The organism is Jeotgalibacillus marinus, assembly GCF_040801915.1.
GTDB classification, from domain to species: Bacteria; Bacillota; Bacilli; order Bacillales; family Jeotgalibacillaceae; genus Jeotgalibacillus; species Jeotgalibacillus marinus.
This window is the reverse complement of sequence record NZ_JBFMIA010000002.1, coordinates 345,684-366,397: the sequence shown is the minus strand read 5'-3', so window position 1 is coordinate 366,397 and position 20,714 is coordinate 345,684. Positions and strand designations below refer to the sequence as shown.

At 38.9% G+C, this 20,714-nt stretch carries 14 protein-coding genes; 7 read left to right on the top strand and 7 right to left on the bottom strand.

Annotated elements, in window-relative coordinates; translation table 11 throughout:
- Positions 1-50: 50 nt before the first annotated feature.
- From pdxA to AB1471_RS04730, 4 genes are all read right to left on the bottom strand, one after another.
- Entirely contained in the window at positions 51-1,049 is a 999-nt protein-coding gene (pdxA, locus tag AB1471_RS04745) for a 4-hydroxythreonine-4-phosphate dehydrogenase PdxA (RefSeq protein WP_367778458.1), read from the bottom strand.
- Positions 1,036-2,343: a four-carbon acid sugar kinase family protein gene (locus AB1471_RS04740; protein ID WP_367778457.1), complete on the bottom strand. Its 1,308-nt coding sequence runs from the start codon at positions 2,341-2,343 to the stop codon at positions 1,036-1,038. The genes pdxA and AB1471_RS04740 overlap by 14 nt, the downstream gene beginning before the upstream one ends.
- Before the next feature lie 14 nt (positions 2,344-2,357).
- The gene (locus tag AB1471_RS04735) at positions 2,358-3,350 is read right to left on the bottom strand and encodes a 2-keto-3-deoxygluconate permease (RefSeq protein ID WP_367778456.1); all 993 of its coding nucleotides are present in this window, start codon (positions 3,348-3,350) and stop codon (positions 2,358-2,360) included.
- Positions 3,351-3,510: 160 nt separating this feature from the next.
- Positions 3,511-5,220, bottom strand: a complete 1,710-nt coding sequence (locus AB1471_RS04730; protein ID WP_367778455.1) for a sigma-54-dependent transcriptional regulator — start codon at positions 5,218-5,220, stop codon at positions 3,511-3,513.
- Positions 5,221-5,467: 247 nt separating this feature from the next.
- On the opposite strand from AB1471_RS04730, the gene AB1471_RS04725 reads away from it, so the two are divergent.
- Positions 5,468-6,316, top strand: coding sequence for a glycerophosphodiester phosphodiesterase (locus AB1471_RS04725; protein ID WP_367778454.1), 849 nt, complete (start codon positions 5,468-5,470; stop codon positions 6,314-6,316).
- Between the two features lie 140 nt (positions 6,317-6,456).
- On the opposite strand, the gene AB1471_RS04720 is transcribed toward AB1471_RS04725, so the two are convergent.
- Positions 6,457-6,816 carry a hypothetical protein gene (locus AB1471_RS04720; protein ID WP_367778452.1) on the bottom strand — a complete coding sequence of 120 codons (360 nt, stop codon included), beginning with the start codon at positions 6,814-6,816 and terminating at the stop codon, positions 6,457-6,459.
- Positions 6,817-7,340: 524 nt separating this feature from the next.
- Here AB1471_RS04720 and AB1471_RS04715 point away from each other — a divergent pair.
- On the top strand, positions 7,341-8,333 hold the full coding sequence (locus tag AB1471_RS04715; RefSeq protein ID WP_367778451.1) for a zinc-binding dehydrogenase: 993 nt from the start codon (positions 7,341-7,343) through the stop codon (positions 8,331-8,333).
- A 151-nt stretch (positions 8,334-8,484) separates the two neighbouring features.
- Here AB1471_RS04715 and AB1471_RS04710 read toward each other — a convergent pair whose 3' ends face one another.
- On the bottom strand, positions 8,485-8,961 hold the full coding sequence (locus AB1471_RS04710) for a glutathione peroxidase (RefSeq protein ID WP_367778450.1): 477 nt from the start codon (positions 8,959-8,961) through the stop codon (positions 8,485-8,487).
- Positions 8,962-9,400: 439 nt separating this feature from the next.
- On the opposite strand from AB1471_RS04710, the gene gltB reads away from it, so the two are divergent.
- The 5 genes from gltB (at position 9,401) to AB1471_RS04685 (ending at position 19,404) form a co-directional block, all read left to right on the top strand.
- Positions 9,401-13,993 carry a glutamate synthase large subunit gene (gene gltB, locus AB1471_RS04705; protein WP_367778449.1) on the top strand — a complete coding sequence of 1,531 codons (4,593 nt, stop codon included), beginning with the start codon at positions 9,401-9,403 and terminating at the stop codon, positions 13,991-13,993.
- A gap of 19 nt (positions 13,994-14,012) precedes the next feature.
- A complete protein-coding gene (locus AB1471_RS04700) occupies positions 14,013-15,500 on the top strand; it encodes a glutamate synthase subunit beta (protein WP_367778448.1) in 1,488 nt (495 codons plus the stop codon).
- Between the two features lie 232 nt (positions 15,501-15,732).
- A complete protein-coding gene (locus AB1471_RS04695) occupies positions 15,733-15,978 on the top strand; it encodes a hypothetical protein (protein ID WP_367778447.1) in 246 nt (81 codons plus the stop codon).
- 70 nt (positions 15,979-16,048) lie between these two features.
- Entirely contained in the window at positions 16,049-17,464 is a 1,416-nt protein-coding gene (locus tag AB1471_RS04690) for a right-handed parallel beta-helix repeat-containing protein (protein ID WP_367778445.1), read from the top strand.
- A 491-nt stretch (positions 17,465-17,955) separates the two neighbouring features.
- A complete protein-coding gene (locus AB1471_RS04685) occupies positions 17,956-19,404 on the top strand; it encodes a DEAD/DEAH box helicase (protein ID WP_367778443.1) in 1,449 nt (482 codons plus the stop codon).
- 339 nt (positions 19,405-19,743) lie between these two features.
- Here AB1471_RS04685 and AB1471_RS04680 read toward each other — a convergent pair whose 3' ends face one another.
- On the bottom strand, positions 19,744-20,643 hold the full coding sequence (locus AB1471_RS04680; protein WP_367778441.1) for a DMT family transporter: 900 nt from the start codon (positions 20,641-20,643) through the stop codon (positions 19,744-19,746).
- Positions 20,644-20,714 lie beyond the last annotated feature (71 nt).

Below are 20,714 nucleotides of genomic sequence, written 5' to 3'. Positions count from 1 at the left end.
TAAAAAGCCAATACCGTTGTATCGGTAAATGGCTTTTTATTGTTTGGTTTCTATTTTTCAGGTGACAGCTCAACAGCTTGTCTTAAGGCTTCTACTAAGCTTTTCTCATCCGCAATACCTTTTCCGGCGATATCAAAAGCTGTACCGTGGTCTACACTTGTGCGAATAATAGGAAGACCAACTGTGATGTTGACACCAGATTCTAACCCGAGTACTTTTACAGGTGCATGCCCTTGGTCATGATACATAGCCACGACAATATCAAAATCGCCACGAACTGTACGGAAGAATAAAGTATCAGCAGGAAGTGGGCCTTGAACATCAATGCCTTCTGCAATGGCTTTTTCTACGGCTGGAATAATTTTTTCCTCTTCTTCGCCATTGCCGAATAATCCATTTTCACCTGCATGAGGATTAATCCCGCAAACAGCTATTTTAGGGTTTTTAATGCCTGCTTTTGAAAGTGTCTCGTGTGCTAAGTGAATAACGTGCAGCACACGCTCAGGCGTGATCATGTTTACTGCATCGATAATTCCAACATGTGTAGTGACATGGATAACTTTCAGGTTTGGAGCAGATAACATCATAGAATAGTCTTTTGTGTCTGTTAAGTCAGCTAAAATTTCGGTGTGACCAGGATAATGGTGTCCACCTTTTTGAAGTGCTTCTTTATTTAGTGGCGCTGTACAAATTGCGTCAATTTCTTTGGCATTTGCGAGTGAAATAGCTTTAGCTAAATAGTGAAATGCTGCGTCTCCAGCTATGGGTGATACTTCACCTACGGCAAGGTCATTTGGTAGCATGTTCAAATCTAGACAATCAATAACATCGGATGTGAATAGTCCTTCTGATGGATGTTTGATCACATGAATTTCTTTTGTACTGCCCACAAATGATTTTGCGCGCTCTAGGATTTTTGCGTCTCCAATTATGAATGAGTTGCTCATTTTTGCCACACTGTCGTCGTTAAAGGCTTTTAAAATGATTTCTGGTCCGACTCCAGCAGCGTCCCCCATTGTGATGCCAATTACCGGTTTAGTTTGAGTCATGAGTGATTCGTTCTCCTTTCAAGAAATCTACTGCATTTGCTATGGAATTAGGAAAACCGAATCCACCAGCTTTGGTTATAGCAAATAGTTTATTATTGTTCCATTTGATTGAGCCTAATGGAAGTCCAGTCTCTGCTTCAAGTAATAGCTCCATATCGTGTATTTGTAACACGTTGCATATGTCTTTAGCGGTGTCACCGCCGGTCATAATGATCGCATCAAATACTTCATTTGTTAAGGCAAGTTCGGCTAAATGACCAAGTCCTTCTGAAAGTCTTTTTGCTGTTTCAGTAGGGGACCAGTTCTGTTCAGTTCTTACAAGACTTACACCATCTCTGTTTTCTTGCGTAGAAGCGACATAAATGACTAGACAATCAAAAGAATCTAACAATGTGCTCTTTTTCATTATGTCAGTTTGATAGGAAGGTTCAGTTAGTAGCTTCATAGGATCGATTTCCAGCATGTGGGTGTTAGGGCGATTACTCAAATGCTGAATCTGTTCACTTGTTGTGCTTGATAAGCTACCTGACACGACCAGTACTTGTTTGGCCTCTAGCTTTACTTCTTTATTTGTATCCACTTTATCATTCACTAACTTTAAATGATTAATCAGACCAGCAGATCCAGCCCAAGTGATCGAGTAATCTTCATGTTCATCTAGTTGGCTGAGAATGTGAAAATCTTCCTCTTTTTCGGTATCACACACGATCCATTTAATCCCGTTATTCAGCTGCTCTTGAACCCATTCATGTACATTACTTTGATACAAATGATGTCGAGTAAGAACAGCTGTTTTTTCTCTATACTCCCCTAGTAAATTAGGAATGAAGTTGTGTAGCACGGGTGTTTTTGGGTCTTTTGCAAATTCTGTTTCGGTGACTGGTATCCCGTTAACGTACAAGGATCCCTCGACAACAGTTCTACCCATCTTAGGGAAAGCGGGTGCGATAAACACTAGATCTGTATCGGCTACGTTTTGAACAGCGATCAATTCTCTCGCAATATTTCCACGTAAGGTTGAATCAATTTTTTTATAAAAGCGGTTGACGCCTTTGGTTTTTAAGCGATTCATTTCATGTAAAACCACATTAGAAGCATGGTCAGGCGCTAGGGAACGACTATTTGTGTCAATGATCCAGACGTCAATATCGTCTGCATGATCCGCTTCTAGTTTTTCATTTGAGGGTGACTGTTTAAGCATCACTCGTGTAGTTAGTCCTTTTTTTGCGAGATGAACACCTGTATCATTCGCTCCAGTAAAATCGTCAGCAATTATTCCTAAAATAGTTGTCATCTACATTCACGTCCTTATCCAGCTCGTCGTGCCGGCTCTCCATGATTAAAAGTAGTGCCTTTTCGTTCGAGTCGTTTAACTAAAAATGCAATGTACAGTGGTAGCAAAATGGAGGTCGTCACCGTTGAAGCCGCTACTTGAACAGTTGCAATATCAACTACAGATGAAAAGCTTGCACTTGCGGTAGCAATGGCAGCAGGTGTAGCAACGGCGTTCCCAGCAGTTGAGCCTTCAGCGGCTCCAACAATTGGATTCCATTTTAATGATTTAAAGACAAAATACCCAGCTGTTCCAGTGATAAACACAGTCATGAAGCCTAAAACAACTCCGCCAATGCCTCCAGTAATGATGGCAGAGAAATTAATCCCCATACCTAAAGAAAATGCGAAGAAAGGAATTAGCATATAACTTCCTTTATCTAAAAATGATCTCATTTCTTCATCCAAATTTCCAAGAATCATCCCAATAATAATGGGGAGTAGGACGGCAATGAATGAGACCATTGAGAACATCCCATTTACAAATCCCATCATTCCAAAAATACTTAATGCGACCATTGTTAAAAATGGTCCATCATTTAAAGCTAATAGAGAATACGCTGCACGGTCATCTTTGTTACCGTATTGCCCTACTAATGCCACAAATAAACCACCGTTACTATTGGTCATTGCTGCTATAACAGCGATTGGGGCTAATCCCATCCATAATCCGTTATCTCCTGCAAACATAAATGCAAGCAATCCGAATATTGCACCGACAATCCATTTCGTTGTTAACAGTGTAGCTCCTTTTGCAAGAGAAACACCAAATGTTTTCACATTAATTTGAGCTCCTGTACATAGAAGGAACAAAGCAATTAACGCATTTGCGCTGTCAACGAAAAGTGCTTGAGTAAAACCTCCAATTCTTAATAAATCGGGTGCTACTGTGTTAATCGTAGCAGCAAGTAATAGTGGAACAACCATCATGCCACCAGGAATTCGCTCAAGAGTCGCTTTAATTTTCATCTTCTTAACCCCTCTATCAATAAATTTCAAAAGAAGAAAACGTTTTCAATATAACTATAAGATATATGTTGATTTTTACAACATATTCTTTTGAGAAAAGTGTTTCTTTTTAAAAATAGTTTAAAAAAGCAACACTTTTTAACGAAAAAATGACGAAAACTCATTCTTTGAGTTTTCGCCAAAGGGTTGCACGGTTAATGCCTAAACGTTTTGCGGTTTTTGTTTGATTGAATTCTTCTTCTTTTAATACTTGTTCGATAATCTTTTTCTCGATATCTTTTAATGTTTCTTTTTTATCAATAGATGTTGGAATTGAGCCTTTTGTTTCTGTTGGGTAAAACGGATTTTTGGCAAGTGTGTTTGTATCGATCACGTACCCTTTTTCTGAAAGAGCTAGTCGTCTCATGTAGACTTTGAGGTCGCGAACGTTTGCAGGCCAATCCATTTTTAGTAAAGCGCGTATAGCATTGTCATGAATTTTAACGGGTTGTGTGCCTAGTGATTGGTGAAACTCCGCTAAAAAATGAACACTTAAGTTGTGTATATCATCCACTCTTTCTTTCAGAGTAGGAATCGTGAGGCGATAAGCCTTTTTCCATTCCTCGTCATCCGGTATTCGTATGTTCTGAGATTCTGTTGAAATGATTACTTGTGTCGACTGTGTTTTTGCCATGTGCAAAATATCATTTAATACAGACAGATGACTAGGATGAAGTTCTTGGTTTATTTGTACAAATACTGTAGACACATTATCAGGAAATCCTTTTGAGAAATTGTCTAGTAAGTGCTGATGGTCAATTTTCATAAACCAACCACTTTTTTGATGATAGGAATGGATGTATCTTGCAATTAGTTTTTTTCCTGTTCCTGAAGCTCCAGTTAATACGATCGCTTTGTGCGCAAATGAAGGGTGTTGGATCGTTTCATTTAAGTGAAGCATTGTGGAACTTTTAGCCACCAAAGCAGGAGGATATTTTACTTGTTCGAATTGAATATTCATTGATTCAGCAGACGTTGAAGGAAATGATTGAATGAATACGGTAACGACCTTTTCTTCAAATTGAGTATTTAGGTAAGTATCTACCTTTAGGGTTTCTTTATTATTGAGCATGATTCTAGAAAGACTTCTATGTTCCTGGATCGTTTGTCCAATTATAGAGAAAAGGTCGTGATCAGAAATGGGTCTCTTTTGAAATTTGGCCCAGTGTTCAAATAAAATCTGTCCACCTTGTTTTACGATGACAACATCTTGATCTCGTTGGGTCAATAAATCGCGCATAACATGTATAAGTTTTTGTGATTCAAACTGAGAATTAAAAGTGTGTTCTGCTTCTTCAAACGCTTCTAATATGGATTCCCTGCCTGATTGAATAAGAAGGCCGTCTAGCGCGAATTCCTTTGCCGCTGCAACGGTTACAACATCTCCTAGAATTCTTGTATAGCCGTCATTTTTCAATTGACCTAACAGCTGCTTTACTTCATTTGCATGCCCAATCGTAAAAACATCCATTTCAATATCTAATAAATCAATAATGGAAGAAGCGCCAATAGTAATATTCGAGTAACCGACTAATGCCTTTTTATAAGAAGAATGTTCGGCTAGCGTGATCGAACGCAGGAGGTCATATCCTGAAATGTGTACATCAATAACGGGCACATTGACTGCTTCTCGTATGAGTGTTGCTGTCCCCCCACGACTAATAATCATGTCAGCACCTTTTTTCTCTGCCTCTCTTGCAAAAACTACGCCATTTTCTAAATTTCCTACTTTAATTGTCACGCGAAATTGTGCGTGTTCTTTTTTTATTTCTTCAATCAATGGAACAATGGCTTGATAAGGAGTGATAAACCATAAATTAATCTTATTCATTTTTTCACCTACTGGGAGTCTTTTATGTTTATTTTACTTAAGTCTAATTTAGCATAAAAAATTTCTCCGATGATGAAAAAGTGTATTTCAGAAGAGAAATGAGAAATTCCCTTCTAGTTGTATATTTTTTATAAAAAAATCAGGTAATAAAGTCACGTTCGACAATAGTTAGGATAAAATAATAATAAACATAGTAATCTGAATAATCAGTTATTTTCAGGTTGGAGGGAACTGTGGTGTTATTAAAATGAAAATAAAGTGGGGCAAGAAAAGACTTATGGCGGGTGGTTTGATCGGTGTGTGCTTGTTGCTTCTCGTTGGGTATATGGGGCAATCGATCAAGAGGGTGGACTTAGAAGGGATGATTACGGTGGCACATCGAGGTGCTGCTAATTTCGCTCCAGAAAATACAATGTCAAGTTTTCAAAAAGGGTTAGATTTAGGAGCGGATTTTATTGAAGGAGATGTCCATTTATCAAAAGACGGTGAACTCATTGTCATTCATGATGAATCAGTGGATCGAACGACGAATGGTAAAGGCTTAGTAAAAAATTTCACACTGGATGAATTAAAGAAATTAGATGCTGGGACTAGTTTTCACAGTGACTTTGAAGGTGAGGCCATTATCACGCTTAATGAATTACTAGAAGAATTTTACGGTAAAATCGGCATTCTTATCGAGATCAAAAACCCATCACTTTATCCAGGTATAGAAGAAAAAGTGGTAGAGATCCTCGATCAGTATAATGACTTACAAAGTATTGTAGTGCAGTCGTTTAGTGAACATGCATTGAAAAAAATACATGAACTAAATCCGAAATTGCAAATTGCTGTTCTAATTGAAACATCTACTACTCCAATTTCAAGCAAAAAATTAAATGATCTTACTTCATTTGCTACCTATATCAATTTTAATATCTCTAACTTAAACAAGCGAATGGTAGATGAAATCCATCAACGCGAGGGTAAAGTTCTCGTTTGGTCGAAGACTGATCCAAAGTTAATACAGAAAGCCTTTCGATATGGCGTTGACGGCATCATAACTGATTTTTCGAGTTGGCCATATCTTCCTCCTGTATACGTAGCGGAAGAATAATGGAAGGCAAAGGTTAAAGAAGTTCATTCGTTTATTAAGGGCTACGTTCTAATACATAATTAGTAAAGAAAAAGTTAATCACATGAGTCGTTCACTTGAAGCAAGAAGTAAAGCAATTTGTCTTTTAAGGACCTATATATTCACATCTTAGATAACCCATATAAAAAGATCCCAATTAAAAAACTAATAAAAGATATAATTCCAGGTAGTAAGGCAAATAATCGGTTATTTCTTAATTCGAATAAAGATGTAATTAAACCTAAAATAGAAACAGAAAACCAAATAGGTAAGAAAATAACCTCACTAAGGTTAACGGGTAATTTAGAGTAAAAGTTTGTTAAAAATAACAACCAATTTAGGGTTAATAATCCCATAGCTATAAAGGATGAAGAGTAAGTTAGAGGTATATTTTTACTGTTTTTATACATTCTTAGTGTGTAAAAACCTCCTACTGAAACAATAGTTAAGATATAGAATAAAAATAAAGAAGTAAAAGTCATCTAATTCCCCCGTTCAATGGATTGCACTTGATATTTCGAACCTATTTAGGTAAGTTTTTAGTATCTTGACCAACATGAATATACTATAAGTTTCCTTTTGTGGAAAACAAATATTAACAGTAGCTAATTTAACTGAGTGCTGATTATCCGCTAGATACATCGTCTTATCCGCAGCTGTTTTGTGTTTATCGAAGGCTATGCGTCGGATATCCGCGGATACAGAACGTTTATCGAAGGTTACACTTCACTAATCCGCGGGTCATGCTAAATATCCTATTTTACATTCGAAGCATACACACAAAAAAGGAGATTAATTTGCATTTGTCGAAAGTGTAAGGGAGCGAAGAGTCCATAAATTAAAAGAAAAAGAGGATTGGTGTGACAGTGTTCGATAAAGTGGTTGCTATGTCGCCTGGGCCCATCAAATGAGTTGCGATTCGCTTTTGATCAATGCATACTAGTCTATGAATTAGAAAAAATTATTTACATGGAAAACAGAATCCTATTAAGAAGGAGCTAAAAAAATGAAAGCGGTTTTACACACGGAAAAAGAAGGATTTGAAGGACTTACATATGGTGAAATCGAAGAAAGAAGACCAGGTTCAAATGAGGTGCGCGTGAAGCTCAAAGTAGCGGGTTTGAACCACCGCGACCTTTTTGTATTAGCACGTCATAAACCAACAGACCCACCCCTTGTCATTGGATCAGATGGGGCTGGAGTGATTGAGGAAGTGGGGAGTGATGTAGCAGGCATACAAATTGGGGATGAAGTGATGATCAACCCAGGCCTTGGGTGGAAAGAACAGAGCGATGCGCCACCTAAAGGATTTGAAATTGTTGGCTTACCTGATCACGGGACCTTTGCTGAATCGATCGTTCTTCCGGTTGACAATATCGTGCCAAAACCGTCGCATTTAGATTGGGAAGAAGCAGGGGTGTTGTCATTGGCAGCGTTGACGGCTTACCGTGCCCTTTTTACTAGAGGAAAAATCAAACCTGACATGAAGGTGCTGATTCCAGGAATCGGTAGCGGGGTGGCGACCTTTTTACTACAGTTTGCTAAAGCGATGGGTGCTAATGTAACTGTCACGTCACGCTCTGAAGAAAAACGTGCAAAAGCGCTTGAAATGGGTGCTGATAGAGCCATCGACAGCAATGAAGACTGGAACGCAGCCCTTGAAGGAGACAAAATGGATCTCGTCATCGAATGTGTGGGTGCTGCAACCTTTAGTAAATCCCTCAAGCAGTTACGAACTGGCGGAACAATTGTTACGTTCGGAACGTCCACGGGAGATGAAGTAACAATCAACCTTCGCGAATTTTTTTATGGTCAACTTAACTTGCTTGGTACCACAATGGGGAGCGCTGAAGAATACATAGAGATGATTCAGTTCATCGAAAAACATCAAATTAAACCGGTCATTGACCATATTTATCCAATTAATCAATTTGATCAAGCATTCAATCGAATGCAAAATGCCCAACAGCTAGGGAAAATTGGATTCTTAATCGACTGAATAGGAAAATGAAAACAATCATTGAGAAACTTTTGACCTCTCAATGATTGTTTTTTGCTTTACTAGTTTGGTTGGAAATTTGGAATGAAAGTTGAAGTAAAAAAGTAGCCCTTCACCAGCAAAATTAATGTTGGAGAGGGGCTGCTTTCTTTCAAAGGACTTTCAAGATGTCTTCTTCGATGCTTTCAGGTTTAGTTGTCGGGGCATAGCGTTCAACTACCATGCCTTCACGATTGACTAAAAATTTAGTGAAATTCCATTTAATATTTTTTGAAAGTACGCCTTTTTTCTGCTCTTTAAGAAACGTGAAAAGGGGATCTGCTTTGTCGCCATTGACATCAATTTTAGCGAAAAGAGGAAATGTTACTCCGAAATTTATCTGACAAAATTCAGTTGTTTCTTCGATGTTCTCAAATTCTTGATTGTTGAATTGATCGCATGGAAAGCCTAAAATCGTAAATCCTTTTTCTGCATATTTCTCGTAAAGCTCCTGCAGGCCTTTAAACTGTGGGGTAAATCCGCACTTACTGGCAGTGTTAACGATGAGTAATGGTTTACTTTCGTATTCTCGAAGCGATTTAATGTCACCCTTCGTAGTAGTTACGTTAAAATCATAGACTGTTTGCATGGTGAAAACCTCCATCGGATTTTTCTGATTTTATAAGTGGCTGTTTATCAATTCACTGTTCAATTTTACGGTACAGAATTGATAGCAAATTGGCAAATAAATTGATCGGGTTGTTTAGTTGGTTAATAGTTCCCTACTACCCGGATGGTTTTTTATAAAAATTTGATTTTATAAAAATGTTTACTAAATTCGTTATTAAACATTGATATATCTTGGTATTTAACGTATTTATGAGAGGTAAAAAAACTATAATGATAGCGTTTTCATTCATTTTAGTCAATAAAAATTCAAGAAAAATTTTTATCTGAATTTTATGTTAAAGCATTTTTCATGATATACTAGTTCGAAATTGAAAGTGTACATGCAATGAAGTGCGTGAAGAACCCCTTCATAAAAGAATGAACATCTTTCAGCAGATTACTAGAGAGGGGACGTTGTCATGACAAAGAATGGATATCCTGCTCCGCAAGGTTTATACGATCCAGAGCAAGAGCACGAAGCATGTGGGATTGGAATGATCGCAAATATAAATGGTAAGAAAAGTCATAGTATCGTACAAAATGCGATTAACATCCTTTGCAATTTGGAGCATCGTGGTGGACAATCCGCTGATACAAGCACAGGTGATGGAGCTGGTATTTTAACGCAGATTCCACATCGTTTCTTTCAAAAGCAGTGTGAGAAAGAAAACATCTTTTTGCCCAGAGAAGGCGAATATGGTGTTGGAATGGTTTTTTTACCGAAAGATCACGACACTCGAATGAAAAGCAAAGAGATTTTCGAGCGAATCATTGCAGAAGAGGGTCAAACATTTCTTGGATGGCGACCTGTCCCGATCAATGATTCATTTGTTGGGAAAGTGGCTACAAAAACAAAACCAACGATTCGACAAGTATTTATTCAAGTAAATGATGACATAAAAGATAAAATGGATTTTGAACGAAAGCTTTACATTATCCGTAAACGAATTGAGAGAGAATTGGCAAGCGTGAAAGGGTACGAAGATGTGTACATCAGTAGTTTATCTACTCGTACGATTGTCTACAAAGGAATGCTGATCCCTGAACAACTCGATTCGTTTTATATCGATTTAAATCACCCTGACTTCAAATCCGCTTTAGCACTCGTGCATTCCCGCTTTAGCACGAACACCTTCCCAAGTTGGAAGCGATCACACCCGAATCGCTATACAATCCACAACGGAGAGTTTAATACGTTAAGAGGAAATGTAAACTGGATGCGCGCACGTCAACAGCTTTGCGAGTCAGAATTTTTCAATAGTGAGGATTTGCAAAAGGTTTTACCTGTCATCGATGCTGATGGCAGTGATTCTTCTATGTTTGATAACTGCTTTGAATTTTTACATCTCTCAGGACGTTCACTTGCTCACACAGCGATGATGATGGTACCTGAGCCATGGGCAAATGATGAGACAATCAAAGAAGAAAAACGTGATTTTTATGAGTATCATAGTACGTTAATGGAGCCGTGGGATGGTCCAGCTGCTCTTGTATTTACAGATGGAAACCAAATCGGTGCTTGTCTTGACCGTAATGGACTCAGACCTGCCCGTTATTATGTGACAAAAAACGGTATGATTGTCCTCGGCTCAGAAGTAGGTGCGTTGGATATTTTTGCGGATGATATTGAATATAAGGACAGACTTGCTCCGGGTAAAATTCTTCTAGTTGATTTGGAGAAGGGAACCATTATTCCGGATGAGGAAGTTAAGCTTCAAATTGCGTCAGAACAGCCGTATAAAGAGTGGCTTACAAATATGAAAAGTTTAGATGAACTACCAGAAGCAACGGAACAATCACCAGCTTATTTAGGTAACCACCTTTTAGAGCAACAGCTCGCGTTTGGTTATACAAGAGAAGAGTTAAATAAGATCATTAAGCCACTTGTTATTGATGGCAAAGATCCAGTCGGTTCAATGGGCTATGATTCTCCGCTCGCAGTGTTATCGAAAAAGCCACAACTACTTTACAACTATTTTAAACAGTTGTTTGCACAAGTAACGAACCCACCGATTGATGCGATTCGTGAGAGAATTATTACGATGGTTGATACGACGATAGGTGCTGAAGGAAACTTGGTTAATCCAGGTGCTGAAAGCTGTCATCATATCCGCTTGAAAACACCTATCTTAACAAATCAACAACTAGAAAAAATTCGCCAACAACAGCTTGATGGATTCAAAACGATGACATTCTCGACGTTGTTTGATGCAAATGAGGGCGAAAGTAATATGGAAAAAGCGCTTGATGCTATTTTTGAAAAAGCTGATCAGTCAGTAAAAGAAGGAACCACACTTCTGATTTTATCTGACCGAGGTGTGTCAGAAAATCAAGCCGCGATCCCGGCACTCCTTGCTGTTTCTGGATTGCATCATCATTTGATTCGCCAAGGGACTCGTACAAAAGTCGGCATTTTGATCGAGTCAGGCGAACCGAGAGAAGTGCATCATTTTGCCACACTGCTTGGTTACGGTGCTGAAGGGATTAATCCTTATCTAGCATATGATTCAGTACGAGATCTGATTGAGAAAGATGAAATTAATATTGATTCATTCGAAAAAGCAGTAGGCAAATATATTAACTCCGTAACAGACGGTGTCATTAAAATCCTCTCTAAAATGGGGATTTCGACGATCCAAAGTTATCGAGGTGCTCAAATTTTTGAAGCGGTTGGTATTCATACGGATGTGATCGAAAAGTATTTCACGCGAACATCTTCACGTTTAGGTGGAATTGGTATTGATATGATTGAAAAAGAAGTGTTAATGCGTCATGAAGTAGCATTTGGTGAAAATCGAGGTAGCAATCAATCGTTAGATGCGGGAGATGATTTCCAATACCGTGCAAATGGAGAAGATCATCAGTACAACCCAGGTACGATTCATACACTTCAACATGCTTGTCGTACAAATAACTATGACGTATTTAAGAAATATACGAAGATGTTGACGGATGAAACAACAAACTTGCAATCGTTACGTGGTCTCTTGAAATTTAAAGAAGGACATTCAGTGCCGATTGAAGAGGTGGAATCTGTCGAGGCTATTTGTCAACGCTTTAAAACTGGTGCGATGTCTTATGGTTCAATCTCTAAAGAGACGCATGAAGCATTAGCGGTGGCAATGAACCGTGTCGGTGGAAGAAGTAATTCAGGTGAGGGTGGCGAAGATATCGATCGTTTCACACCGGATCCAAATGGAGATTCTAGACGGAGTTCCATCAAGCAAGTGGCATCAGGTCGATTTGGCGTGACGAGTCATTACCTAGTTAATGCGGACGAGATTCAAATTAAAGTTGCTCAAGGTGCGAAACCTGGTGAAGGTGGACACCTACCTGGAAAAAAAGTTTACCCCTGGATTGCGGAAGTACGAGGTTCTACGACTGGTGTTGAACTAATTTCCCCACCACCGCATCATGATATTTATTCGATTGAAGATCTTGCTGAGCTGATTCATAATTTGAAAAATGCCAATCCAAGTGCACGCATTAGCGTTAAGCTCGTGTCCGCTGTTGGTGTTGGAACCATCGCAGCAGGTGTTGCTAAAGGTAGAGCAGACCTTGTATTGATTAGTGGATACGACGGTGGAACAGGCGCTGCACCTCGAACGAGTTTGAAACACACAGGATTACCTTGGGAAATTGGCTTAGCTGAAACTCACCAAACACTCTTATTAAATGGGCTTCGTGACCGAATCGTTGTTGAAACGGACGGAAAAATGATGACAGGAAGAGACGTAGTATTAGCGGCACTTTTAGGAGCAGAGGAGTATGGGTTCTCAACAGCGCCTCTTGTTGTGCTGGGCTGTGTCATGATGCGCGTTTGTCATTTAGATACGTGTCCAGTTGGTGTTGCGACTCAGAACCCTGAGCTACGTGAGAAATTCACAGGGGACGCGGAGCATGTAGCGAACTTTATGCGTTTTATTGCAACTGAAACGAGAGAATTAATGGCTGAACTAGGATTTAGAACAATTAATGAAATGATTGGACGTACAGATGCGCTTGAAGTAAATGAAGCAGTGGACCATTGGAAAGCGAAAGGTATTGACCTTTCTGCACTTCTTTATTCACCAGATCTACCAGCAAAAGTAGGCCGCTATCACTCAGTTGACCAAGATCATGGATTAGAGAAAACGCTTGACTTCCAAGAGCTGATTCCAAACTGTCGAAAAGCGATCGAAAACCAGGAACCTGTCGAATTTACAACTGCCATTCGCAATATTAACCGTGTAACGGGAACGATGCTTGGTAGTGAAATTACAAGACGTTACGGTGAAAAAGGGTTGCCTGAGGATACCATTCGTTTAACGCTTAAAGGGTCCGCTGGCCAAAGTTTTGGAGCATTTATTCCCCGGGGAATGACGCTTAGACTAGTCGGAGATTCAAATGACTTTGTTGGAAAAGGGCTGTCTGGAGGAAAAATCATTGTTCATCCAGATCCGATTGTCACATTCCCACCAGAGAAAAACATCATCATAGGAAACGTTTCTTTCTACGGTGCGTCAGCTGGTGAAGCGTACATCCAAGGTATTGCAGGAGAACGGTTCTGCGTACGTAATAGTGGGGCACATATCGTTGTTGAAGGTGTGGGAGACCACGGTTGTGAATACATGACTGGAGGGAAGGTAGTTGTTCTTGGTTCAACGGGACGCAATTTTGCTGCAGGAATGTCAGGTGGCGTCGCTTATGTATTTGATGAAGATGACACATTTCATTCAAAATGCAACCCTGAGCTTGTTCATATTCAACCTTTAGAAAACCACGAAGAATTGAACGACGTATACAACATGATTGAAAAGCACGTTGAGTACACAGATAGCGCACACGGGAAGCGAATTTTAGCTTACTGGGAAAAATACGCAGCCCAATTTGTTCGTGTTATTCCGAAATCCTATTTGAAAATAAATGATCGAATTAAAGCGCTCCAAGAAGGCGGTTTTAAAAAATTCGATGCACAAATGACTGCATTTGAAGAAAGTAAAAAAGAATTAGAACTAGAAACTGTAAAATAAAGCGAAAAGGAGGGGTTTGATGGGAAAGACGACTGGATTTATGGAGTATGAACGTCAATCACAGCGTGAACGTGATCCGTCTGAGAGAACGAAGGATTGGAACGATTACACGCTGCCGATGTCGGAGGAAGAAATCAAACAACAAGGGGCACGTTGCATGGATTGCGGCGTCCCTACGTGCCATACAGGAACAGAAATTAATGGTGTGACAACAGGTTGCCCAGTTTATCATTTGATACCTGAGTGGAATGACCTCGTCTATCAAGATCGGTGGAAGGAAGCGTTGAAGCGTGAACATGAAATGAATAACTTCCCTGAATTTACTGGTACAGCTTGTCCTGCACCATGCGAAGGTGCGTGCGTACTTGGTATTAACGAACCTCCCGTAGCCATCCGTACGGTTGAACGTGCCATTATTGAAAAAGGATTTGAAGAAGGCTGGATCGTACCTGAGCCTCCAGAAAAACGGACAGGTAAAAAAGTTGCGGTGATCGGGTCAGGACCTGCTGGACTCGCAGCAGCAGCACAGCTCAATAAAGCTGGTCACTGGGTAACCGTATTCGAACGGAACGATCGTGTAGGCGGCTTACTCACGTACGGAATTCCTGAAATGAAGCTGCCATACGAGATGGTTCAGCGTCGTGTTGATCTACTTGAGCAAGAGGGGATTACGTTCATTACAAATACAGAAGTTGGTAAGAACTATCCGGTTGAAAAACTGAAACGAGAGTTTGACTCAACTATTTTATGTGGTGGTGCGACGGTTCATCGAGACATTCAAGTGGAAGGTCGTGAACTAAAAGGCATTCATTACGCAATGGATTTCCTCCATGCAAACACCAAAAGTTTGCTTGATTCAAACCTTGAAGATGGCAGATACCTTTCAGCTGAAGCTAAAGATGTGATCGTCATCGGTGGTGGTGACACGGGAACAGATTGTCTTGCCACATCGATTCGTCATAACTGTAAGAGCTTAACGCAGTTTGATATTTACGATAAAAAAGGTTCGATTCGTGATGTACTAGGCAACCCATGGCCACAATATCCTGTGATCCATCGTGTTGAGTATGGTCAAAGGGAAGCGGCTAGTAAATACGGTGACGATCCGCGTGCGTTTGCAGTTCAAACAACAAGATTTGTTGGAGACGACAATGGTCATGTGAAAGAGGTGCACACGATTAATGTAAAACTTCGCATTGACGAAGATGGCATGCGTATCCGTGAAGAAATACCTGGTACTGAAAAAGTATGGCAAGCAAACCTTGTCTTGCTTGCCATTGGTTTTAGTGGTCCCGAACAAGGACTTCTTCAGCAGCTAAACATCGAGACAAACGCAAACTCAACGGTTAAAGCAGAATATGGTAAGTATGCAACGAATGTTGAAAGCATCTTTTCAGCTGGGGACATGCGTCGTGGACAAAGCTTGATCGTCTGGGCCATTAACGAAGGCCGTGAAGTAGCGAGAGAATGTGATCGCTATTTGATGGGGACAACGGTCTTGCCATAGGAAAAGTGGATGATATAAGCAGCCTTGTTGGTCAGTGTAAAGCTGATTAATGAGGTTGCTTTTTTGTGGTGGGGGAAGGGGGCATTAATAAGGTATGTTTATCATCAAAACAATGCATTTTTCATCATATTTTCCCCGTGACTCTTCAGTTATCTACTTTCATCAATTTGAAACACGATTCTGCTAGTACCTTCATACGCTATTGTGAAGAATATGGAGTGGAGGTGTAAGTATGGGAAATGAACCTAAAACAAAGACCTGTTGTGCTTGTGGTGGAGCTGGTATTGCATTAGGACTCTTTTCACTAGGGCTCTTTGTAGTGATAGCCACAGCATTGGTACTATCTGGATTATTTTGGAGTATATCTGCCATTGTGGTATTAGTTATTAGTGCGTTTTTGGTACTAATCGTTCTGTTTATGATTTGGAAACTCGTGCATGCTTGTGTGTCGAAACGTGGTGGAAAGCATTGTGATTAGTAAATCTGGGAATCGTACGTTGTTAAAATAGTATTGATCTCATAAATGAGAATAGAAAGGTGGTGATAATGTGCAAAAGAAACATTTCTTGATTTCGATTGTATCTATTGTCGTTTTCAGCGTCCTTCTCTTTATAACCCTTCTCATTTTTCATCAAAAAGTACTCATAGTCGGGGATGGATTTCAATATTCTAGTATTCAAGACGCTGTGGATGCAGCTGGTTCTGGGGATATCATCTTAGTGACCTCCTCCTTAAGTCCTTATGAGGAAGCTGTGTATATTACAGATAAAGTCGGAATTAAAATCATTGGAATAGGGAAGCCGATTTTAGATGGGTCAACATTAGACCCTGGGAGTAATGGTATAACCATCTCAAACTCATCTAAGATCAATATACAGGGTTTAATTATTCAACAATACCCGGAAGATTTCTTTTCAGGTGGTAAAGGTATTCTAGTCGAAGATTCATCGTCTAATAATATCTTTGTGAAAAATAAACTGATTCAAAATGAATTAGAGGGAATTTTAAATTTCGGTGGCAACAGTATCTTCCTAGGGAATGAGCTCGTTCAAAATGGAATTGAGGGAATTGACAGTCATGGAGGTAACAATATCTTCATAAAGAATGAGTTTGTAAAGAATGGATTCGCCGACGGGTCATTTACTGTTGATGCTTTTGACGTGCATGATGACCATAATATTCTTATAAGAAATAAGCTTATTAAGAATGCGGATGATGCTATTGATATCGACGATGATTTTAACATTATTATTGGAAATATAGCGATTGAAAATGGGGAGAGTGGCATCATTTTCGATGATGGCTCTAAAAATAACATTGTAATCAGAAATCGATGGGAAAATAATGTAGAAGACGGCATTCTATTGGATGATAGAACTGCCAATAACATCCTAATTAGTAATAAGATCATTGGAAATCAACGGGACGGTATTCGAGTAGGCGATCGTACTCGAGATAACATCATTAAAAACAATATAATCATGGAAAATGGACGTGGTATTTTTATTAGAAATGATGATTTCACTTTGGATCAAGGGAATAAAATTTTTAAAAATAGGATTGTTCAAAATGAAGGTGATGGTATTTTCTTTGAGGGCGCTACTGGTAACTTTGTAAAAAATAATAAAATTTTCGAAAATAACAGAGGGATTTTTCTTCGTCCACAGTCCGATTTGGAAACAACTTTTTCCCAAAGAAATATGATTACTGGTAATAAGGTGAAAAAAAATAAAGATGATGGAATAAACATTGAAGAAAGTTTCGCTAATACCATTCAAAAAAATAAGATTATTGGTAATGGGGATAATGGAATCTTCCTAGACATCAATTCGACCAACAACCGTGTCTTCTTCAATCGAGTATTTAACCATATCGTTACTGATATTCATGATGAAGCCGATAATCTTTACAATGGAAACAGCTGTGGAACATCGATAGGTGCTAATGTGGACTGTCCGAATTAAGGGACGAATTTGGCTCCAACAGGAAAACACGTTTCCCGACTCTCATAAAAGAGAACCCTATTAGGCTTCTCTTTTTTTTGCGCTGAAACAGTCAGCGCTGACTGTTTCAGCACTAGCCAGTTAGTTCGTTGTGTAGTTAAAGGGGCTAAATGGGAGTTAAACGGATGAATGTTTTTTCAGAAATTTATGCGCGAAATTGAGGTCAAACTTGGCGAAAGACGCGTTCAAATAAAGAAGCTAACACCTGAAAAATGACGAGACCTATTCGGCACAAAATTATCTTTGCCGAAACTTGTCTTGCATGTGCTCACGGCGTCGAAGAAGGACAAACGAGCCTAAATTCTTGTCGCAATTAAGAAATATTTGTAATAGCATAGGATGTGCTATTTTCCACAACATGTTATTCCCAGTTTTCTTAAAAAGACAGTGAACTGGTATAATGGATGACATCAGATTGAGTGAACGATTTTAAACCTCAGAAGGAGTTAACTATGACGAGATTAAGCTTTAAAGAATATCAAATAAGCGATGAGATTATCCGAGCGTTAGACAGTTTAGGCTATGAACGACCAACAGAGGTTCAGCAGGAAGTAGTACCTGTTGCACTGCAAAAAAAAGACCTATCGGTGAAATCGCAAACTGGTAGCGGGAAAACAGCTGCCTTTGGAATTCCTCTTTGTGAACTTGTTGAATGGGAAGAAAATAAACCTCAGGCGCTAGTCCTAACACCAACACGAGAGCTTGCGGACCAAGTGAAAGAAGACATTACGAATATTGGCCGATTTAAACGTGTAAAAGCGATTGCGATTTACGGAAAACAACCGTTCAATAGACAAAAAATAGAGTTAAAGCAAAAAAATCATGTCGTAGTAGGGACACCAGGACGTATACTTGATCACATTGAAAAAGGGACTTTAAACCTCCAAGAGATTAAATATCTCGTAATTGACGAAGCAGATGAAATGCTTAACATGGGGTTTATTGATCAAGTTAAGGCAATCATTCGTGAGCTTCCAACCGATCGTATGACAATGCTTTTTTCCGCCACGCTACCAGAGGATATTGAAAAGCTATGTCATGAGTATATGAAAAATCCAATTGATATAGAAATTCAAGCGACTGACAAGGTAAATGATCGCATTAATCACACACTTTTTGTTGTACCAGAAAATGAGAAACTCGAACTATTTAAAGATATAACTGTAATCGAAAACCCAGATAGCTGCATTGTTTTCTGTCGAACGAAAGATCGAGTGGACGAACTGGTTGACCAACTCGATCGAGAGGGATACACATGTGATAAAATCCACGGTGGCATGGTTCAAGAAGATCGCTTTGCTGTGATGAATGATTTTAAACGAGGGGAATTCCGTTATTTAATTGCTACAGATGTAGCAGCAAGAGGGATTGATATCGACAGCATTACTCATGTCATCAATTACGACATTCCGCTTGAAAAAGAAAGCTATGTGCATCGAACAGGGCGTACAGGTCGAGCGGGTAAAACGGGTAAAGCGATCCTGTTTGTAACAGAATATGAGGACCGTTTTTTAGCTGATATCGAAGCGTACATTGGCTTTGAGATACCAAGAAAAAATACTCCTACAAAAGATGAAGTTACACAAGCAAAGGAAGCGTTTGTAGATAAAATGGATGAGCTACCTGAACTGAAAATCGATAAAAGTGATCAAGTAAGTCAAGATATTATGAAGCTTTATTTTAATGGTGGGAAGAAAAAGAAAATCAGAGCCGTTGACTTCGTGGGTACGATCGCGAAAATTGAGGGCGTTACAGCCCAAGATATTGGTATTATCACCATCCAAGAAAACTTCTCTTATATCGATATTTTAAACGGCAAAGGACCACTTGTGTTGAGTGTGATGAAGAGTACGACAATCAAAGGTAAACAGTTAAAAGTGCATCGTGCGAAAGAAAGGTAGGAACTTTGCATAACTCTAAATACATCTTTTTTTAGAGTTAATTAAGAGTTGATTTTCCTGAAATCCACCCCTTTACTAATGTGAAAAATAGTAACTCAAGAATAAAAACTCATCCCAAAACACTGTGGGGTGAGTTTTTTTATCGCTTATCCTTCATTAAATCAATTAAAATTCTATTTAAATAGAACAAAGAATTTGACTAAGAAAGATGATAACAAAGAAACTAAAAAGAACCTTTTTAAGTATAATATTTAATAAAAAACTAAAGTTAAATTAATTTTTAGGATTTAAATCCCAATTAATTAAAACGATTTATTATTAATAAGGTATAAATAAACATTAAATTAATTTTAATTTTGACTCCTTTCTTTTTACATCGGATCTTCCGTTCGCATACACGCCAATAAACACTAATAGACCCCCTAGTAACTGAACCAAAGTAATCGATTTTCCCATCATTAAACTAATAGTTGTTGTGAAAACGGGAATTAAATAGAGGAAAATCCCTACACGAGAGGCATCAATATACCTTAATGAGACGTTCCAGAATATAAACGCTCCAACAGAAGGGAAAAGGCCCATATAAATAATTCCTATTGTGGCATGCGTACTCAATGAAGAAGGGAAACCCTGGATTAATACAATTGGGAGAGTGAACAATAACCCTATTACGACAGAAACAGCAGTGGCTGCTATAGGGGGGATAGTCGTCATTCGTCTCCCTAAAATAGAGTAAAGAGCCCATAGAATGACAGCTATCAACATGACTAGCTCGCCGTGGTTATATTGAATCGTGAATATCTGTTGTAATTGACCATTTGTTATAACAAGTAGAACGCCGCCCAATGAGATGAGTAACCCTGTTACATTCCATTTAGTAAGGTTTTCTCTCAATATCATTGACGATAAAACGACTATTAGTATAGGACTTATCGAATTTACTAATGATGCACTGATTGGTGTCGTATACTGAAGTGCTTCATAAAGTAAATAGTTATATCCAACGATTCCTAGACCAGCCATGATCGAAAGAGGTTTCCAAGACTTCCACACTTTTTTCCACTCAGGTCTTTCAATCCAATGAGCAAGGGGAAACAACAGTACAATTGCTATTAACCATCGTATAAAAGTCATTTGTAATGGAGTCATTTCTTGTACAACATACTCTCCAAAGACGTAATTCCCCGCCCAAAACAAGGGTGCCAAAATTAAAAACCATAAGACGTAAAATTTCTTCATGACAAAACCGTCCTCTTCTAATGTTTGCCTTAATAAACGTTATTGTTTTCACTATAAATGAGAAGGCGGTA